Source organism: Cyanobium sp. BA20m-p-22 (assembly GCF_024346275.1).
Classification (GTDB): domain Bacteria; phylum Cyanobacteriota; class Cyanobacteriia; order PCC-6307; family Cyanobiaceae; genus Cyanobium_A.
This window is the reverse complement of the sequence record NZ_JAGQCQ010000046.1, coordinates 1-15,568: the sequence shown is the minus strand read 5'-3', so window position 1 is coordinate 15,568 and position 15,568 is coordinate 1. Positions and strand designations below refer to the sequence as shown.

General features: G+C 61.9%; 20 protein-coding genes, 1 other RNA gene and 2 pseudogenes. 14 read left to right on the top strand and 9 right to left on the bottom strand.

Features of this window, described 5'->3' with window-relative positions; genetic code table 11:
- Together KBZ15_RS05865 and ftsZ are read left to right on the top strand one after the other, a co-directional pair.
- Positions 1–255 (top strand): annotated as a pseudogene (locus KBZ15_RS05865) (cell division protein FtsQ); the annotation flags it as partial.
- Between the two features lie 121 nt (positions 256–376).
- A complete protein-coding gene (ftsZ, locus tag KBZ15_RS05860) occupies positions 377–1,492 on the top strand; it encodes a cell division protein FtsZ (RefSeq protein WP_255014133.1) in 1,116 nt (371 codons plus the stop codon).
- A gap of 75 nt (positions 1,493–1,567) precedes the next feature.
- Here the strand turns inward: ftsZ and ffs are convergent.
- Positions 1,568–1,664, bottom strand: an RNA gene (gene ffs / locus KBZ15_RS05855) — signal recognition particle sRNA small type.
- 46 nt (positions 1,665–1,710) lie between these two features.
- Between ffs and panB the strand changes: the two genes are divergently transcribed.
- A complete protein-coding gene (gene panB, locus KBZ15_RS05850; protein ID WP_315859853.1) occupies positions 1,711–2,550 on the top strand; it encodes a 3-methyl-2-oxobutanoate hydroxymethyltransferase in 840 nt (279 codons plus the stop codon).
- Here panB and KBZ15_RS05845 read toward each other — a convergent pair.
- Positions 2,432–3,682 (bottom strand): annotated as a pseudogene (locus tag KBZ15_RS05845) (coproporphyrinogen-III oxidase family protein); the annotation flags it as partial. The gene panB and the pseudogene KBZ15_RS05845 sit on opposite strands and share 119 nt — an antisense overlap.
- A gap of 101 nt (positions 3,683–3,783) precedes the next feature.
- On the opposite strand from KBZ15_RS05845, the gene KBZ15_RS05840 reads away from it, so the two are divergent.
- The 4 genes from KBZ15_RS05840 (at position 3,784) to KBZ15_RS05825 (ending at position 6,764) form a co-directional block, all read left to right on the top strand.
- Positions 3,784–4,962, top strand: a complete 1,179-nt coding sequence (locus KBZ15_RS05840) for a PIN/TRAM domain-containing protein (protein ID WP_255014129.1) — start codon at positions 3,784–3,786, stop codon at positions 4,960–4,962.
- Between the two features lie 31 nt (positions 4,963–4,993).
- On the top strand, positions 4,994–5,668 hold the full coding sequence (locus KBZ15_RS05835) for an ATP-dependent Clp protease proteolytic subunit (protein WP_255014127.1): 675 nt from the start codon (positions 4,994–4,996) through the stop codon (positions 5,666–5,668).
- A gap of 62 nt (positions 5,669–5,730) precedes the next feature.
- The gene (locus KBZ15_RS05830; RefSeq protein WP_255014125.1) at positions 5,731–6,333 is read left to right on the top strand and encodes an ATP-dependent Clp protease proteolytic subunit; all 603 of its coding nucleotides are present in this window, start codon (positions 5,731–5,733) and stop codon (positions 6,331–6,333) included.
- Between the two features lie 44 nt (positions 6,334–6,377).
- Positions 6,378–6,764, top strand: a complete 387-nt coding sequence (locus KBZ15_RS05825) for a nuclear transport factor 2 family protein (protein ID WP_255014123.1) — start codon at positions 6,378–6,380, stop codon at positions 6,762–6,764.
- A gap of 20 nt (positions 6,765–6,784) precedes the next feature.
- Here KBZ15_RS05825 and KBZ15_RS05820 read toward each other — a convergent pair whose 3' ends face one another.
- Positions 6,785–7,300, bottom strand: a complete 516-nt coding sequence (locus KBZ15_RS05820; RefSeq protein ID WP_255014121.1) for an ester cyclase — start codon at positions 7,298–7,300, stop codon at positions 6,785–6,787.
- Positions 7,301–7,417: 117 nt separating this feature from the next.
- Here KBZ15_RS05820 and ilvC point away from each other — a divergent pair, with 117 nt between their 5' ends.
- The 3 genes from ilvC to KBZ15_RS05805 are packed head-to-tail and all read left to right on the top strand — an operon-like array spanning position 7,418 to position 9,727.
- Positions 7,418–8,413, top strand: a complete 996-nt coding sequence (gene ilvC, locus KBZ15_RS05815) for a ketol-acid reductoisomerase (protein ID WP_255014119.1) — start codon at positions 7,418–7,420, stop codon at positions 8,411–8,413.
- Entirely contained in the window at positions 8,413–9,435 is a 1,023-nt protein-coding gene (gene cbiB / locus KBZ15_RS05810; RefSeq protein WP_255014135.1) for an adenosylcobinamide-phosphate synthase CbiB, read from the top strand. Before ilvC ends, cbiB begins: the two co-directional genes overlap by 1 nt.
- Before the next feature lie 49 nt (positions 9,436–9,484).
- Positions 9,485–9,727: a hypothetical protein gene (locus KBZ15_RS05805; protein ID WP_197148277.1), complete on the top strand. Its 243-nt coding sequence runs from the start codon at positions 9,485–9,487 to the stop codon at positions 9,725–9,727.
- Between the two features lie 3 nt (positions 9,728–9,730).
- Here KBZ15_RS05805 and KBZ15_RS05800 read toward each other — a convergent pair whose 3' ends face one another.
- On the bottom strand, positions 9,731–10,036 hold the full coding sequence (locus KBZ15_RS05800) for a YciI family protein (RefSeq protein ID WP_254932451.1): 306 nt from the start codon (positions 10,034–10,036) through the stop codon (positions 9,731–9,733).
- A 95-nt stretch (positions 10,037–10,131) separates the two neighbouring features.
- Between KBZ15_RS05800 and KBZ15_RS05795 the strand changes: the two genes are divergently transcribed.
- Positions 10,132–10,548 (top strand): hypothetical protein, encoded by a 417-nt coding sequence (locus KBZ15_RS05795; RefSeq protein WP_255014117.1) that lies wholly within the window; start codon positions 10,132–10,134, stop codon positions 10,546–10,548.
- 49 nt (positions 10,549–10,597) lie between these two features.
- Here the strand turns inward: KBZ15_RS05795 and KBZ15_RS18520 are convergent, their stop codons facing one another.
- The 4 genes from KBZ15_RS18520 to KBZ15_RS05775 all read right to left on the bottom strand — a co-directional run bounded on the left by KBZ15_RS18520 (position 10,598) and on the right by KBZ15_RS05775 (position 12,394).
- A complete protein-coding gene (locus KBZ15_RS18520) occupies positions 10,598–11,482 on the bottom strand; it encodes a LysR substrate-binding domain-containing protein (RefSeq protein ID WP_255014116.1) in 885 nt (294 codons plus the stop codon).
- Between the two features lie 143 nt (positions 11,483–11,625).
- Positions 11,626–11,847, bottom strand: coding sequence for a hypothetical protein (locus KBZ15_RS05785; protein WP_255014114.1), 222 nt, complete (start codon positions 11,845–11,847; stop codon positions 11,626–11,628).
- A 68-nt stretch (positions 11,848–11,915) separates the two neighbouring features.
- Complete coding sequence (locus KBZ15_RS05780; RefSeq protein ID WP_255014112.1) at positions 11,916–12,044, bottom strand: hypothetical protein; 129 nt, start codon at positions 12,042–12,044, stop codon at positions 11,916–11,918.
- A 116-nt stretch (positions 12,045–12,160) separates the two neighbouring features.
- A complete protein-coding gene (locus KBZ15_RS05775; RefSeq protein ID WP_255014110.1) occupies positions 12,161–12,394 on the bottom strand; it encodes a hypothetical protein in 234 nt (77 codons plus the stop codon).
- Positions 12,395–12,451: 57 nt separating this feature from the next.
- Here KBZ15_RS05775 and KBZ15_RS05770 point away from each other — a divergent pair, with 57 nt between their 5' ends.
- From KBZ15_RS05770 to KBZ15_RS05760, 3 genes are all read left to right on the top strand, one after another.
- A complete protein-coding gene (locus KBZ15_RS05770; RefSeq protein ID WP_255014108.1) occupies positions 12,452–13,057 on the top strand; it encodes a thymidine kinase in 606 nt (201 codons plus the stop codon).
- A gap of 158 nt (positions 13,058–13,215) precedes the next feature.
- Positions 13,216–13,371, top strand: coding sequence for a hypothetical protein (locus KBZ15_RS05765; protein ID WP_255014106.1), 156 nt, complete (start codon positions 13,216–13,218; stop codon positions 13,369–13,371).
- Positions 13,372–14,722: 1,351 nt separating this feature from the next.
- A complete protein-coding gene (locus tag KBZ15_RS05760; protein ID WP_255014104.1) occupies positions 14,723–15,022 on the top strand; it encodes a hypothetical protein in 300 nt (99 codons plus the stop codon).
- Between the two features lie 286 nt (positions 15,023–15,308).
- Here the strand turns inward: KBZ15_RS05760 and KBZ15_RS05755 are convergent.
- Positions 15,309–15,568 (bottom strand): hypothetical protein (locus KBZ15_RS05755; RefSeq protein ID WP_255014102.1); only part of this gene is annotated, 260 nt, incomplete at its 5' end.

Here is a 15,568-nt window from a genome sequence, read left to right as displayed (position 1 = left end):
GGCTCCGATCTCCGCCAGATTCGCTTCGATCCCGGGGGCAACATCTGGTTGGAGAGCGCCAGCCTGGGCCAGGTGCGTCTGGGCCCGGCAGACGGCCAACTGGCCCGGCGGCTGGAGGTGCTCGGCCACCTGCAGAAGCAATTGCCAGCGCAGATAAAGGCCCGCCGGCTTCCATCAATCGACCTCAGCGATCCGGAGCAGCCGGAACTCGGCCTGCCCGGCCCGGCGGCAGCGCCGCCCCAGCCCCCTTCATGAGCATTCGAGCAGCAGTTGCGCCGCTACCTCTGCAAAGGTGGGACACTGCCCAAATCCAGGGACATCAATCACGGTCATAATGCAGCCGCCAGATCCAAGCTCCGCCTTCTCCGATGCCGTTATGACCGAAAGCCCAATCCCCAGCAATGGAACCCAGCCCTCGGGCGGGATCGTACCGAGCCAAACGGCCCGGATTGAAGTGATTGGGGTTGGCGGCGGCGGCAGCAATGCGGTGAATCGAATGATCGCCTCCGATCTCCAGGGGGTGGGCTATCGGGTACTCAACACCGACGCCCAGGCCCTGTTGCAGTCGGCCTCGCAGAAACGCATCCAGCTGGGGATGAAGCTGACCCGGGGCCTGGGGGCTGGGGGCAATCCGGTGATCGGCCAGAAGGCTGCTGAGGAGTCCAGGGCCGAGCTGCAGGAATCGCTCCAGGGCACCGATCTGGTGTTCATCGCCGTCGGCATGGGCGGAGGAACCGGCACCGGCGCTGCGCCGATCCTGGCGGAGGTGGCCAAGGAAGTGGGTGCACTCACGGTGGGCATCGTCACCAAGCCCTTCAGCTTCGAGGGCCGTAAGCGGATGCGTCAGGCCGAAGAAGGCATCGCCCGCCTGGCCGAGAGCGTGGACACCCTGATCGTCATCCCCAACGACCGCCTGCGGGATGCGATCGCCGGAGCCCCCCTGCAGGAGGCCTTCCGCACCGCCGACGACGTGCTGCGCATGGGCGTCAAGGGCATCAGCGACATCATCACCAAGCCGGGCCTGGTCAACGTTGACTTCGCCGATGTGCGCTCGGTGATGGCCGACGCCGGCACGGCCCTGCTGGGCATCGGCGTGGGTTCCGGTCGCTCCCGCGCCATCGAAGCGGCCCAGGCGGCGATCAGCAGTCCCCTGCTGGAGTCGGCCCGCATTGACGGCGCCAAGGGCTGCGTGATCAACATCAGCGGCGGCAAGGACATGACCCTCGAGGACATGACCACCGCCTCCGAGGTCATCTACGAGGTGGTGGATCCCGACGCCAACATCATCGTGGGCGCCGTTGTGGACGAGCGCCTAGAGGGGGAGATCCACGTGACCGTGATCGCCACCGGCTTCGAGAGCGGCGCCTCCTACATCAATGAGCGCAGCACCTCGAGTTTCAGTCCCAACAAGCTGTACAACAACAGCCAGGAAGAGCGGGGCGCCAAGATCCCGCCCTTTCTGCTCAACCGCCAGAACCAGGCCAACCTGTAGGCCCGGCTGGTTGGTTGGCCGGCCCGGCTAGTTGGCCCCAATCAAGGGGTTACTTGATTGGGCGACCAGAAATGGGGTGACCCGGAGTCCACGCCTGCCCTGAGCATCCCGTGTGGCTGCTGCCTTCCGGTTCTGACCAGGTTTGGGCGTCGGAGCCGCATGGGTCCGAGTCGTTTGGATGCTAGCAATGGCATCCCCCCGCACCGATGCCCGTGCCCCTGCGCCCCGCAGACCTGGCGAGCCGCAAACTGGCCGGACAGCCGATCACGGTGCTGACGGCCTGGGATGCCCTCTCGGGAGCGCTGGTGGCCGAAGCCGGTGCCGATGCGGTGCTGGTGGGCGATTCCCTGGCGATGACGGTGCTGGGCCACGCCACCACCCTGCCGGTGACCCTCGAGGAGATGCTGCACCACACCAGGGCCACCGGCAGGGGCCTGGCCAGCGTCTGCTCGCCCGGCCAGGAGCCGCTGCTGATCTGTGATCTGCCCTTCCTCAGCTACCAGTGCAGCGTCGACGCTGCTGTTGCAGCCGCTGGCCGGGTGCTGAAGGAAACCCCCGCCGCCGCCGTCAAGCTCGAGGGCGCCGAACCGGAAACCCTGGTGGTGATCGACCGACTGGTGCGCAGCGGCATTCCGGTGATGGGCCACATCGGCCTGACGCCCCAGTCGGTGCACCAGCTCGGCTACCGCCGCCAGGGCAACGACGATGTCAGCCGGGAGAAACTGCGGCGCCAGGCGCTGGCGCTGCAGGAGGCAGGTTGCTTTGCCCTGGTGCTGGAACACGTGCCCCCGGAGCTAGGCGCAGACCTGCAGCGGGCCCTGGCGTTGCCGGTGATCGGCATCGGCGCCGGCGAGGCTTGCGACGGCCAGGTGCGCGTCACCGCCGACCTGCTGGGCCTCACCAGCCGCCAGCCGCCCTTCAGTCCACCGCTGCTGCCAGGCCGGGCCCTGGCGCTGGAGGCGCTGCGCAGCTGGGTTGGCTCCTGGCCCCAGCCAGCTCAAGCCCCTCCTGCTGCTCCTGCCACCAGGCCAGCAACTCCCGCAGCACCCCATTGCTGAGGGCCAAGCCGGCTGGATCGGTGAGTCGCCAGCGGGGGCCCTCAATGCGCAGCAGGCCGGCCTCGAGCCAGGGCTGCAGCCGCTGCCGCAGCGCCCCAACCCCAACCTGGGCCAGCAGCAGGGGCAGGTGCACCCCTTCGCGGCGGCGCAAACCCACCAGCAGTCGCTCGTCCACGGGCACACCGGAGCCGCCCTCCCGCACGGGCTCGGCCAGCCAGGCGGCATAGCCATCGCGGCTGCGGGGCCGGGCCAGCCGCTCGCCCCAGGGGGCCGAGGTGGCGCCCATGCCGAAGCCCCACCAGCCCGCACCGCTCCAGTAGACGCGGTTGTGGCGGCAGGCATGGCCGGGCAGGGCGTAATTGGAGATCTCGTAGTGGCCGTAGCCGGCGGCGCTGAGCTCGGCCCAGGTGAGCTCCATCAGGTCGGCGCCCAGATCCGCATCGGGAAGCTGCAGCTGGCCCCGGCCATGGCGGCGGGCAAACACGGTGCCAGGTTCCAGGCTGAGGTCGTAGATGGAGAGATGGGGCGGCGCCAGGGCGATCGCCTGGCCCAACTGCTGGCGCCAGCTGGCGAGGGCCTGGCCAGGCACGGTCTGCCCGGGCAGCCCCTGGATCAGATCCAGGCTCCAGCTGGCCAGCGCCCCCTGGCGCTGGGCCGCGGCCAGCCAGCCGGCGGCCTCCAGCAGGTCGGCGCCGCGGTGGCGACGACCCAGACCCGCCAGCACCCCATCGTCAAAGCTCTGGCCGCCCAGGCTGACCCGGTTCACCCCCGACTGCAGGTAGGCCGCCAGGCGGGTTTGATCAAAGCTGGCCGGATCGAGCTCCAGGCTGATCTCGGCACCGGGAACCAGGCCGAAACGCTCCCGCAGGGCGGCCAGCAGGGCCCCCACCTGGGCGGGCAGCAGCAGGGATGGGGTGCCACCGCCGAGATACACGGTGGATAGGGGCGGGCCGGGGGGGGCAGCGGCGATCTCCCCGAGCAGCAGGGTCAGATAGGCCGCGATCGAAGCGGCACCCGGCGCTCCGGGCTCGGCGCTGGCCCTGTCGCCCAGCGGCACCACGGGAAAATCGCAGTAGAAGCAGCGCCGGTGGCAGAAGGGAATATGCAGGTAGGCGCTGCGGGGGGGGAACACGGGGCGAAGACATCATTAAGGGCGGGAACCACCCTGGGGCCAAAGGTCCCGGAATCGGGCATGCTGCGCACCTGAACGGCAGGGTTCCAGGCGAGACAGGAATGGTGGACACCCTCATCCTGATCCTGTTTGTTGTCTCCGGCACGGCCGCTGGCTGGCTGGGGGTGGACCTGCTGCCAGAGCCGCTACTGCTGCAGGTGGACAAACCGGAGGGCCTGCGCACGGTCCTGGGGGGCTTCGGGGCCTTCTTCGGCCTGCTGGCGGGCTTCTTCTTCGGCCAGCTGCGCCGCCGGCTGATGGCCCAGGTGCGCTCGATGCCCACCGACCTGCTGGTGAGCCGCGCCGTCGGCCTGATCCTGGGCCTGCTGGTGGCAAACCTGTTGCTGGCGCCGATCCTGCTGCTGCCCCTGCCCTGGGAGGTGGTGTTCGTCAAACCGCTGGCGGCGGTGCTCAGCAATGTTTTCTTTGGGGTGTCGGGCTACAACCTGGCCGAAGTTCACGGCCGCACCCTGCTGCGCCTGTTCAACCCCAGCAGCACCGAGGCCCTGCTGGTGGCCGAAGGGGTGCTGCAGCCGGCCAGCGCCAAGATCCTCGACACCAGTGTGATCATTGATGGCCGCATCCGCGGCCTGCTGGATTCGGGCCTGCTGGAAGGCCAGGTGATCGTCGCCCAGAGCGTGATCGATGAGCTCCAGGCCCTGGCCGATTCGGCCAATGGCGAGAAGCGCGGCCGGGGCCGGCGCGGCCTCAAGCTGCTCAGCGAGCTGCGGGAGATCTATGGCCGGCGCCTAGTGGTGAACAGCACCCGCTACGAGGGCAAGGGGGTCGACGACAAGCTGCTGCTGCTCACCGCCGATACCGGCGGCACCCTGTTGACCGCCGACTACAACCTGGCCAAGGTGGCCGAGGTGAAGGCCCTCAAGGTGCTCAACCTCAGTGAGCTGGTCATCGCCCTGCGCCCCGAGGTGCGGCCCGGCGATGAGCTGCTGCTCAAGATTGCCCGCGACGGCAAGGAAGCAGACCAGGGCGTCGGCTACCTAGACGACGGCACCATGGTGGTGGTGGAAGGGGCCCGGGGCCGGATCGGCGAGCGGCTCGAGGTGGTCGTCACCGGCGCCCTGCAGAACCCCACCGGCCGGATCGTCTTTGCCCGCACCGATGGCCCGCTGGCAGAGCCCAATGCCGAAGCCGGCCCGAAGCGCAAACAACGCGCTGAGCGCAACAGGTCGAGCCCTGCCAATTCGGGCTCCAGCGATCCGCAGGCCGGTGGCCCCCGCTAGGCTCCGCAAACGTGCTTTCGGTCAACCGCGGATGTCGGTGTCAGCCCCCTACTACGGCGATTCCGCGGTCATGCGCACCCCGCCGCCAGACCTGCCGAGCCTGCTGCTGAAGGAGCGGATCGTCTACCTGGGCCTGCCCTTGTTCAGCGACGGCGATGCCAAACGCCAGATGGGCATCGACGTCACCGAGCTGATCATTGCCCAGCTGCTGTATCTGGAATTTGACAACCCGGAGAAGCCGATCTTTTTCTACATCAACTCCACCGGCACCTCCTGGTTCACCGGCGATGCCATCGGCTTTGAAACCGAAGCCTTCGCCATCGCCGACACGATCCGCTACGTGAAGCCGCCGGTGCACACGATCTGCATCGGCCAGGCCATGGGCACCGCGGCCATGATCCTCAGCGCCGGCACCAAGGGCCAGCGGGCCGCTTTGCCCCATGCCTCGATCGTGCTGCACCAGCCCCGCAGCGGTGCCCGCGGCCAGGCCACCGATATCCAGATCCGGGCCCAGGAGGTGTTGCACAACAAACGCACCCTGCTGGAGATGCTTTCGCTGAATACGGGCAAGTCGGTGGAGCAGCTCTCCCGCGACTCCGACCGAATGACCTACCTCACCGCCGAGGAGGCCAAGGAGTACGGCCTGATCGACCGGGTGCTCACCAGCCTCAAGGGCCTGCCCACGCCCCCGGCAGCCCTGGGCTGAACCTGCATCTCTGAGTTTCAGCACCGAACCCTCGCGCCCCCTCTCCACCCCACCCCAGACCCATGCCCATCGGCACCCCCAGCGTTCCCTACCGCCTGCCCGGCAGCCAGTACGAGCGCTGGGTTGACATCTACACCCGGCTGGGCGTGGAGCGGATCCTGTTCATGGGCTCGGAGGTCAATGACGCCGTGGCCAATGCCCTGGTGGCCCAGATGCTCTACCTCGACTCGGACGACAACTCCAAGCCGATCTACCTTTACATCAACTCCCCGGGGGGGTCGGTGACCGCCGGTCTGGCGATCTTCGACACCATGCAATACGTCAAGAGCGACGTGGTGACCATCTGCGTCGGCCTGGCGGCCTCAATGGGTGCCTTCCTGCTGGCGGCCGGCACCAAGGGCAAACGGCTGGCCCTGCCCCACAGCCGGATCATGATTCACCAGCCCCTCGGCGGCACCAGCCAGCGCCAGGCCAGTGACATCGAAATCGAAGCGCGCGAAATTCTGCGCATCAAGGACATGCTCAACCACAGCATGGCCGACATGACCGGCCAGCCCTTCGCCAAAATCGAGAAGGACACCGACCGCGACTACTTCCTCAGCGCCGCCGAGGCCAAGGAATACGGCCTGATCGACCGGGTGATCGCCCACCCCGGCGAGGCCTGAAGAGTCCAGGCCTGCCGCTGACCGCCTAGCCGCTGAACCTCGCCATGCCCAACACCCTCTCCGAGGCTGCAGACCTGTTTTACGCCGCGGGCAACAAGATGCTTGCAGGCGATTGCGCCCCCTATGCGGAGATCTGGTCTGAGGGTGACGACATCAGCCACTTCGGCCCCACCGGCAATCTCTGCACAGGAAGCAAGGCGGTGCTTGAACAGTTCACCAGGGAGTCTGCGATGGGCTTCGATGGCACCCTGGTGGCAGACGATCGTCGCTTCGTTGAAAGCTCAGATATGGGCTACATGGTGTGCATGGAGCGCACCAGCGGCATGACCCAGGCCGGTGAGGCGCTCCGGATCGACATCCGCGCCACCACGATCTTCCGCAAGGAGTCTGGCCACTGGCGTGTGGTGCATCACCACACCGATCGCTTCTAGGGCCCAGGCCGCCCGGACACTCAGCCCTTGCCGGTGGCGGCCAGCAGGAGTGAGGCGGTGTCAAGCCCGATCGGCAGCCCGGATGGATCAAGCAAGCCCAGCTGGACCAGCAATCCGGCCTGGTCCCAGTAGATGTGCTCGTAGGCCACCTTGCCTTCGTGCACGCCCACGATCACCACCAGGGCCATCTCGACGCGCCGGCCGGTGGGGGCTACGCCCGGCAGCAGATGGCCGATCGCTTTGGTGTGGGTGAAGCGGATCACCAGCTCATCCACCAGCCGCTCGCCATCCACCGTGCGTGAAATCGAGATGAACTCCACGTCGGGGGGAAAGAACTGGCCGATCAGCTGGGTGGCGTAGAACTCACGCACCCCTTCAGCGCCCTGACCCCCGGTGCCAGAGGCCAGATTGATCAGATGGGGGTCCTCCACCATCGTGGCCATGGTGGCGTCGAGATCGCCGTTGAGCTCGGCCTGCATGTGGGCCTCGAACAGGGCGGCAGCCGTTGGCGAAGTAGTGGCTTGGGCGATGACCATGGCGTTTGGGGCAGAGTCTAGATATTTGGGATGGCCTCGGCCCCTGTCAGTTGAAAGGGGCGCGCCGCAGGCGCTTGCGTAAGCTCAGCTCCAGCCCTGTCCAGACCCGAAGCCTCGATGGCCCAGCTCTATTACGACACCGACGCCGACCTCTCCCTGCTGAACGGCAAGACGGTGGCCATCATTGGCTACGGCTCCCAGGGCCACGCCCACGCCCTGAACCTCAAAGACAGCGGCGTCAACGTGGTGGTGGGTCTCTACGAGGGCAGCCGTTCGGCCGAGAAGGCCAAGGCCGATGGCCTTGAGGTGCTGAGCGTCGCCGACGCCTGCGCCAAGGCCGATTGGATCATGGTGCTGCTGCCCGATGAATTCCAGAAGGCTGTCTACGACAAAGAGATCGCACCCCATCTCAGCGCCGGCAAGGTGCTGAGCTTCGCCCACGGCTTCAACATCCGCTTCGAGCTGATCAAACCCCCGGCCGATGTGGACGTGGTGATGATCGCCCCCAAGGGCCCCGGCCACACCGTGCGCTGGGAATATCAAAACGGCATGGGCGTGCCGGCCCTATTCGCCATCGAGCAAGACGCCAGCGGCCATGCCCGCGAGCTGGCCATGGCCTACGCCAAGGGCATCGGCGGCACCAGAGCCGGCATCCTGGAGACCAACTTCAAGGAAGAGACCGAAACTGACCTCTTCGGTGAGCAGGCCGTGCTGTGCGGCGGCCTCTCCGAGCTGGTCAAGGCGGGCTTCGAGACCCTGGTGGAAGCCGGCTATCAGCCCGAGCTGGCCTACTTCGAGTGCCTGCACGAGGTGAAGCTGATCGTCGATCTGATGGTGAAGGGCGGCTTGACGGCCATGCGCGATTCGATCTCCAACACCGCCGAATACGGCGACTACGTGAGCGGCCCGCGCCTGATCACCGCCGAAACCAAGGCCGAGATGAGGCGCATCCTCGCCGACATCCAGGACGGCACCTTCGCCCGCAACTTCGTGGCCGAGTGTGACGCCGGCAAGCCGGAGATGACCAAAATCCGCGAGCGCGATGCGGCCCATCCGATTGAGCAGGTGGGCAAGGGCCTGCGCTCAATGTTCAGCTGGCTGAAGGCGGCCTGATCCAGCCCCTGCTGAGCAACCCCCTGCTGCTGGTCGCCCTCGCCTGCGGTCTCGATCGCCTGGTGGGGGACCCGCGCTGGTGCCCCCATCCGGTGGTGGTAATGGGCTGGTGGATCACCCTGCTGCGCCGCGGCGCTGAAGCCTGGGCGGGCACCAGAGCCTGGAAGTTGCGGCTGGCGGGGGGCTTAATCACGCTGGTACTGGTGGGCGGCAGCGGCCTGGCCGGCTGGGGCGTGGAGCAGCTGGCCCCTACGCCCCTGCTGGTGGTGGCCCTGGCCAGCGCCCTGGCCGGCCGCAGCCTCGAGCAGGCGGTATTGCAGGTGCTGAAAGCTCTCCCAGATTCCGTACATACTGTACAGAAGCAGCCAGGCCAGGCCCTCCAGCCTGCCCGCCAGGCCCTGGCCTGGATAGTGGGCCGCGACACGGCCGATCTCGACGCCCCGGAGATCCTGCGGGCGGCCGCCGAAACCGCCAGCGAAAACGCGGTGGATGGCCTGTTTGCGCCGCTGTTCTGGATGCTGCTGGGGGCCGGAATCTGGAGCCTGAACCCCGCCCTGCCGGGCCCGCTGGCCCTGGCCTGGGGCTTCAAGGCGGCCAGCACGCTCGATTCGATGCTGGGCTACCGGCGCGGCAGGTTGCGCTGGCTGGGAACGGCCGGCGCCCGTCTCGACGACTTGCTGGTGTGGCTGCCCTGCCGCCTGGTGGCCCTGGGCCTGCCCCTGACGGCAGGGCAACCGGGGCACTGCTTCTCCCTGCTGGCCGCTGCCCTGAGGGACGGGGCCGCCGACCCTTCCCCCAATGCGGGGGTATCCCAGGCCGCCTATGCCCATGCTGCCGGGGTGCAACTGGGCGGCTGCAACCGCTATGGCGGCCAGCTCACCAGCAAACCCCTGCTGGCACAAGGGCTGCCCGCCCCCGATGGGGCCGCCGTGCGCCACATGCTCGAGCTGAGCAGGCGCCTGGAGCTGGTGTGGCTGGCTACGGCGGCCGTGCTGGCATTCATCACAAAAACTCTCAGCTGATTGCCCCGCCCCCAGCGCCTGCCGATGCTGCAGGCAGGTTGATGGGCCCATGGCAATTCGCGAGCTGTTGGAAGATGCCCTGCTGGAGCCGGAAATCGGCCAAACGCCCTGTTTCCGCTGGCATGCCACGCCGGTGGGGATAGCTGCCCTCTGGCAAGCGGGCGCTGCTCCCACCGCCCCGCCCTTTGATGACGCCCTCAAGGAAGGGCTGCAGGTGGGGCTGGACCTGAGCCGGGAAGAGCGGGAATTTCACCAGCTCAAAGCGGGGCTGGTGTTGCTTTTTCACAGCTGATTTTCACAGCTGATCAGCTGACTTCGGGAAGACCACGGCCCATTCATGCAGGCACCAGCTGACGCAACCCTCCTGAATCAGGGGATCGGTTTGCACTAGGGCTTCTGCTGCAGCCCAGTTGGGAGCAAAAAAGAGCAGCATGCCGCCGGCACCGTCACCGCTGCGACCCACCCGCTCAGCCCAGTAGCCGCTGCGGGGCTGATGACCCAAGCGCTCCAGCTCCGCCAGCCAGGCCAGATGGGCAGGGATCACCGCATCAAATTGCGCCTTACCCACCAGACCGGTCTCGAGCTTGACAAACCAGGGCATGACTAATGCTGGGGGCCTAACCAAAGTAGGTGCCGCTGGCCTCTGGGAGCACAGCACAGGTCGAGGATGGGGTGATCAGACACCCATCGGAAACCATGAGAGAGCAAGGACCTACAAAACTGTGGGGTAGGGCCCTGCTGCTCATATTCGCCTGGCAAGGGATAGGGATGGGTATGGGGATAGATGGGGCCCAGGCCCAGTGGTCGCCGAACTGCCAGCGAAACGGCAAGAGCGACTATTGCGCCATTACGCCGCTGGCGGGTGCAACAACTGAAAAGCAGGCTTTTGACATCCTCACCTTTGCAGACCACTCCGTATACGAACTACTCAGAAATGAGGTGTCCTGCAAAAAAGTTTCCGAACGCATACGCACCTGCAATGCAAAAATCATCACTCCTCCGGGCAATAGCAAAACGATTGCCGCTTACTACAGGGGCACTAGCTACGAAGGTGGATACAAGCATGAATACGTGGGCAAGGGCATTCACCTGACCTTTTTCTATCTAGATTGAAAACCCCTAGCCCAGAACGATTGTCTAAACAATTCCAAGAATGCTAATCTCAACCATCGCCAGCCACGCGCACCTCTGCGAATCGATCCGCCAAGATAGCCGCCCTGCCCTTTAGGTGGGCGAGCAGCTCCAGCAGGCGCAAATTCTTGACATAGGCTCGAGGCACAACCAGGGTGTCACCTGTTTCCAACGGAATATCGATAGGCAAAACGACGTGGGGAGCAGAGAAAAGGTGCATGGTGAAGGAATTGGCATAACCAACCCTTAAATCCTGCGTCATCATGCCCTCCCACTTATCGCTGCTGTAACGCCGGACTGGCAGGGGCAGATTCCAAAGACCCAACTCCTGCAGAATCTTCTGAACTTTAGGGAAAGCATTGTCGGGCAAAGCAACTGATGGGTAGCGCCTGACATCCTCGAGCGTTATGTGATCTCCCAAATACAGAAGCGGGTGGTCCACTGCCACAACAAGATGGCTTGGCAATCGAGTTAGGTGAAAGCAAGCCAACTCGGAGTCATCTTCGTCAGGCACGTCGGGGTAGCACCCAATCCAGGCATCAATCACGCCGTTGCGAAGCAGCCTCAACGGTGTGTGAATTTCCATGAAATCAAAATTGCCAGGAGTCCATCCATCAGGGATGGGATCGCAAAACAATGGCCCTGAGTAGTATTGGGCCTCTATTCTTAAGACCCTGCCATGAACCCAGCGATATCGCTGGTGCACCAATCGCTCAAGATTAAGAATAGTCTGATCGCCAAGCGTCTCCCATTCTCCATTTGGCTTGAAAAAACGAAGGTTCAGCAATCCAGCCACATGGTTAACACGTCTACTGATCGTTGACTGGGCAACGCCTAACCGGGCGGCGGCAACGGCACCCGAACGCAACCAAATCAAAGTGTCGACACAGGCTAGTTCCTCGATTGAGACGACCACATTGCCTATCACAACCGAGTCATATTACACAGAATCGCGCAAACGAAGCTATGCAAAAAGCGCATAATGGCGGCCAGAACTATGCAGATCCCGCACAGCCCGAACTTGGTTCCGTATCGAAACTAACTGCTTGGCGAATCTTGTCAGCGGGAAAAGGTGCCCATCTCGTTCTCGCACGCCTCAACCAGTGAGATCAGCCCCTGCAACAAGCACCTCAGCCGTGGCGAGTGCACTGGCCGGCCTGCAGCGATGAGAGCCAGCATGGTGACACCGGAATTTACCTGCTCTAGGGCGAGCAGGCTGTCACGCAACACCTCCAGGGGCAAGGCGCTGGTGGTTAGGGCGGCGGATGGCAACAAAGTCATGCTGGAAGGGGGAGCTCCTAGCAGTGTTCCCACCTCTGGTCAGCCGCCAGCCAACCAGAAAGGTCCGCTCAGACGTCTTGGCCAAAAACAGGAGAAGCGGGGGAGGCAACCCTCAACCCTTCAAAGAGGTCACAGAGCACCCTGTTCATCACCGGAGGGATCGAGAGGCGGCCGTCGGACTTCACGGCCAAAACCATCAATGCACAGGCCTCTGCGACTGAGGCAGCTTCAGCATCATTGAGCACGAGGAGGTGGTCACCGCCAGAATGAACAACCCTCATGGCAAATCGGGAATGAAAAAGCAAGGTTGTTCCTAAGCCGCCCCGGCATCCAAAATCAAGCCCGAAACCAAGAGAAAACATAAAGAATTCAGAGGCTTCGCAAACTTATTTTCAATGGGGCCCAGGCGGCATTGAAAAAGGTTTTCGGTGATACCGAGGGAGCGGCAGTGCGCAGGGCGCTCAAAGGTCCTTTGCAGCTCCGCCAAGGGTTCAAAGCGACCGAGCCCTGCAATGCAGCAATTTTGGGCGTTGGTGCTGAAAGTCATCGCTCATGATGGCTTGGGAACCGGCCCACCATTACCAACCGCTTGCACGGCTCGAAGATGATTGCACAGTTTGCCCAAGACACCGGCTGGATCGAGGTGATCTGCGGTTCGATGTACTCGGGCAAAACAGAAGAGCTGATCCGCCGGCTGAAGCGGGCGCTGTACGGCCAGCAGAGGGTGCAGGTTTTCAAGCCGCAGATCGACAACCGCTACGACGAACTGGCGGTGGTCAGTCACTCACAGCTGAAGATCTCTGCCACATCTGTGCAGCACGCCTTGCAGATTCTCCAAGCGGTGGAGGCCGACACCAAGGTGGTGGGCATTGACGAGGTGCAATTCTTCGGCATGGAGCTGGTGTCGGTGGTGCAGGTGCTGGCCAGCCGCGGGTTACGCGTAATCTGCGCCGGACTCGACCAGGACTACCAGGGCAAGCCGTTCGAGCCGATGCCCCAGCTGCTTGCAATCGCTGAGCTCATCACCAAGGAGCTGGCGATCTGCGTGGTGTGTGGCAACCCCGCAAACCGCAGCCAGCGATTGACTCACTCGGAGGAGAGGGTGGTGGTGGGTGCCGCCGGCGCCTACGAGGCCAGGTGCCGTAAGTGCCATGTGGCAACAGCTGTCGCCGCGACACCTGGGCAGGAAATCGACCTTTTCAACAACTGACACCCGGGGGCAAAATCAGTTAAAAAGTTCATCAGAATCTTTTTCACAATCTCTTAACCCCCGAAAACCCCCAATAAAAGGGCACAGGGTCGGCTGGGCAGTTAGGATTTCAGGACAAATACACCAGCCTCCTGCGAAGGGAGTTATGGCCCTTCGTCATGGATTCATCGCTTCTCTTTTCCCTAAACTGGAACTCCATTGGCGAGTTAAGCGGCGAAGATCTCGAATACGTGCTGATCGCCATGACTAGCGCCATGGAATCAGGCAATGATGAATTAACATTGCTCCTCAATAAGAAAGCCTCCTGCCCATAGTCACACCAATTGAGTTTGGCGAAGCTTCCAGCCGGGGTGAAGCCCCCATACAGGTAACGGGCTAACAAGGGATTCACATTTTAGCTCAATATTCGTCATTAATACCAGTTGACTATTGCTAGCGAAAGCACCTGAACATTCAGGATTTTCTGTGGGAGGCAATGCCACTAGCAGAAGTGAACCAGAACCTAGACCGCAAAGGATTTAGGGATTTACGATTGGAAGAATCAAGATCAAAAGAAGCCAATCATGGCAATCAGATCCGGAAAATAAACTTGAGCAGATATCGGGAAATATTTTTATCAAACCTGGGCTAGCATGGTGGTTTCGTTCTACTATTACAATCCATGCCATGCGGACGACCAAAAATGGTGGCAAAGCCTGCAGCCACTGGTTTTTGTACGTGTGTGGGGATATCGGTAGGAATCGAAGGTTCAGTGCCAATAAACGAGCCCAGTGATTCGGCCTTCTCAAACGAGTCTTTTCAGACCGATCCTACAATCGCTCCCAATCTGGCAATTGGCTACAGTTTTCCAGGGGCATGGCGGGAGGAGCTTGAATATGTTGGCTACTTCGCTGATTCAACAAACAAATTCACCCTCACGGCAACAGCCCAATCAATTTAAATGCCTGTTTGAGAAATGGACAAGTTAAATTGGGGGTATATCCAACTTGGGCTGGTCGCCTTGGTGTTTGGCGGCCTTCAGGTGTGGTGGATCAGCAGCATGTTTAGAAGACGTGACCTGGCGCGGCCCCAAAGGGCTGGAGAGTTCCGCAAAACCTTGGAAAAGATCTGGGGCAAGGAACAGGGCAGGCGTTAGAGCCTCATAGCAGACGTCGATACTGCCCAGGGGGTAACTAGCTGCGAACTGCCTTCCAGATCCACCAAGCAACCACGGCCAACAGAACCCAAGGCACCAGTGATCGAAAGACCAGCCATACCAGCAAAACCACCAGGGCAGAGATCCCAGTGCGCTTAGTGAGCGCCTTGGCCTCATCGGTCATGAAGCGCCAACGTGGGATCAGGGCCATCGTCGTCAAAAAGCGAACTTAAGCACCGCCTGAACCAAAACAAACCCAACCAAGGCCGCAAAGGCAAGCAAGGAGGGGGAACCAGACAAACCCATAAGGCAGTCCCAGCAGGGACCATTTCTAAAGCAAATCCGAAAGGATGCCGTAGCGATACATACATCAGTGAGAGGATGCACATTCAGGATTTTTTGCTGACCCTCCAGGCCGCCAAGCGCCGGTGGTTGGACGTCTGGAGCTGACGGCACAAAAAAGGCCATTTCACCGCGATGCTCACCATCGCGCAACAAATCCGCTACAATATGAAAAATTGTAACGCGCCATGATCACCGGTTTCCTAGGAGTCCTGTTTGCAATGCTTTCCTTTGTTCAGGTGCCGCAATGGAGCAACGATTGGACCAAGTGTTCCGTAGCCGTGCCTGACACCGCCTGTCACTGGTATGTGGTGAATCCCGACAACACTTTTGGCAAGGGATTTAGCTGGATTACCGCCCCTGAATATGATGTCACTGCTCTGCGGGATATCGGCATTCAGCACGAGGTAACAGTGGCCCAAGGATACCAAACGACAGTGGAATTGATGAACTCCAAATCAGAACTAAAATACGGTGATGACTATTAAGTCCTAAAATCAATTCCTCGTTAAATTTTCCCTGCCGCAGCTGAAAAGTTTAGACTTGTCAGAGTTTGACTTATCGTCAGGTTGTATCTTCTCATAAATAGCCCAACGTTTACGCCCCTTCTGCTAACTAATTACATCTGAAAACAGGCTAACCTCCCTTCGTCTCGACCCCAAAGATTTCCCTAAGCGCATAGAGCTAGAACTAAGCGATAATGTTGCAAATAAGATTAATTATCTAGCGGAGAAATCCGGGCGCTCATTTTCAGAAGTGGCTTTGATATTCTCTCTAAAGCACTGGAACCTTGAGTACATAGCATACCCCAGTTAATTTCGTGCTTAATGTCTTCTTGAGGGAAGTGCGAATTCTTTCGCCATACTTGCGCAGGTCAGAGACTGAGGCAAGTTGTACGAGTGTTGGATCTGCGCCGTCATGGATCTCAACTTTTTTACTGCCACCGAAAAAGTGAAATCTCACAATAATTTTCAGTCCGTCTTGATCTACTAAAACGTCAAAATTGGTTTTTGTATACCTTTCGATGAGTCTAA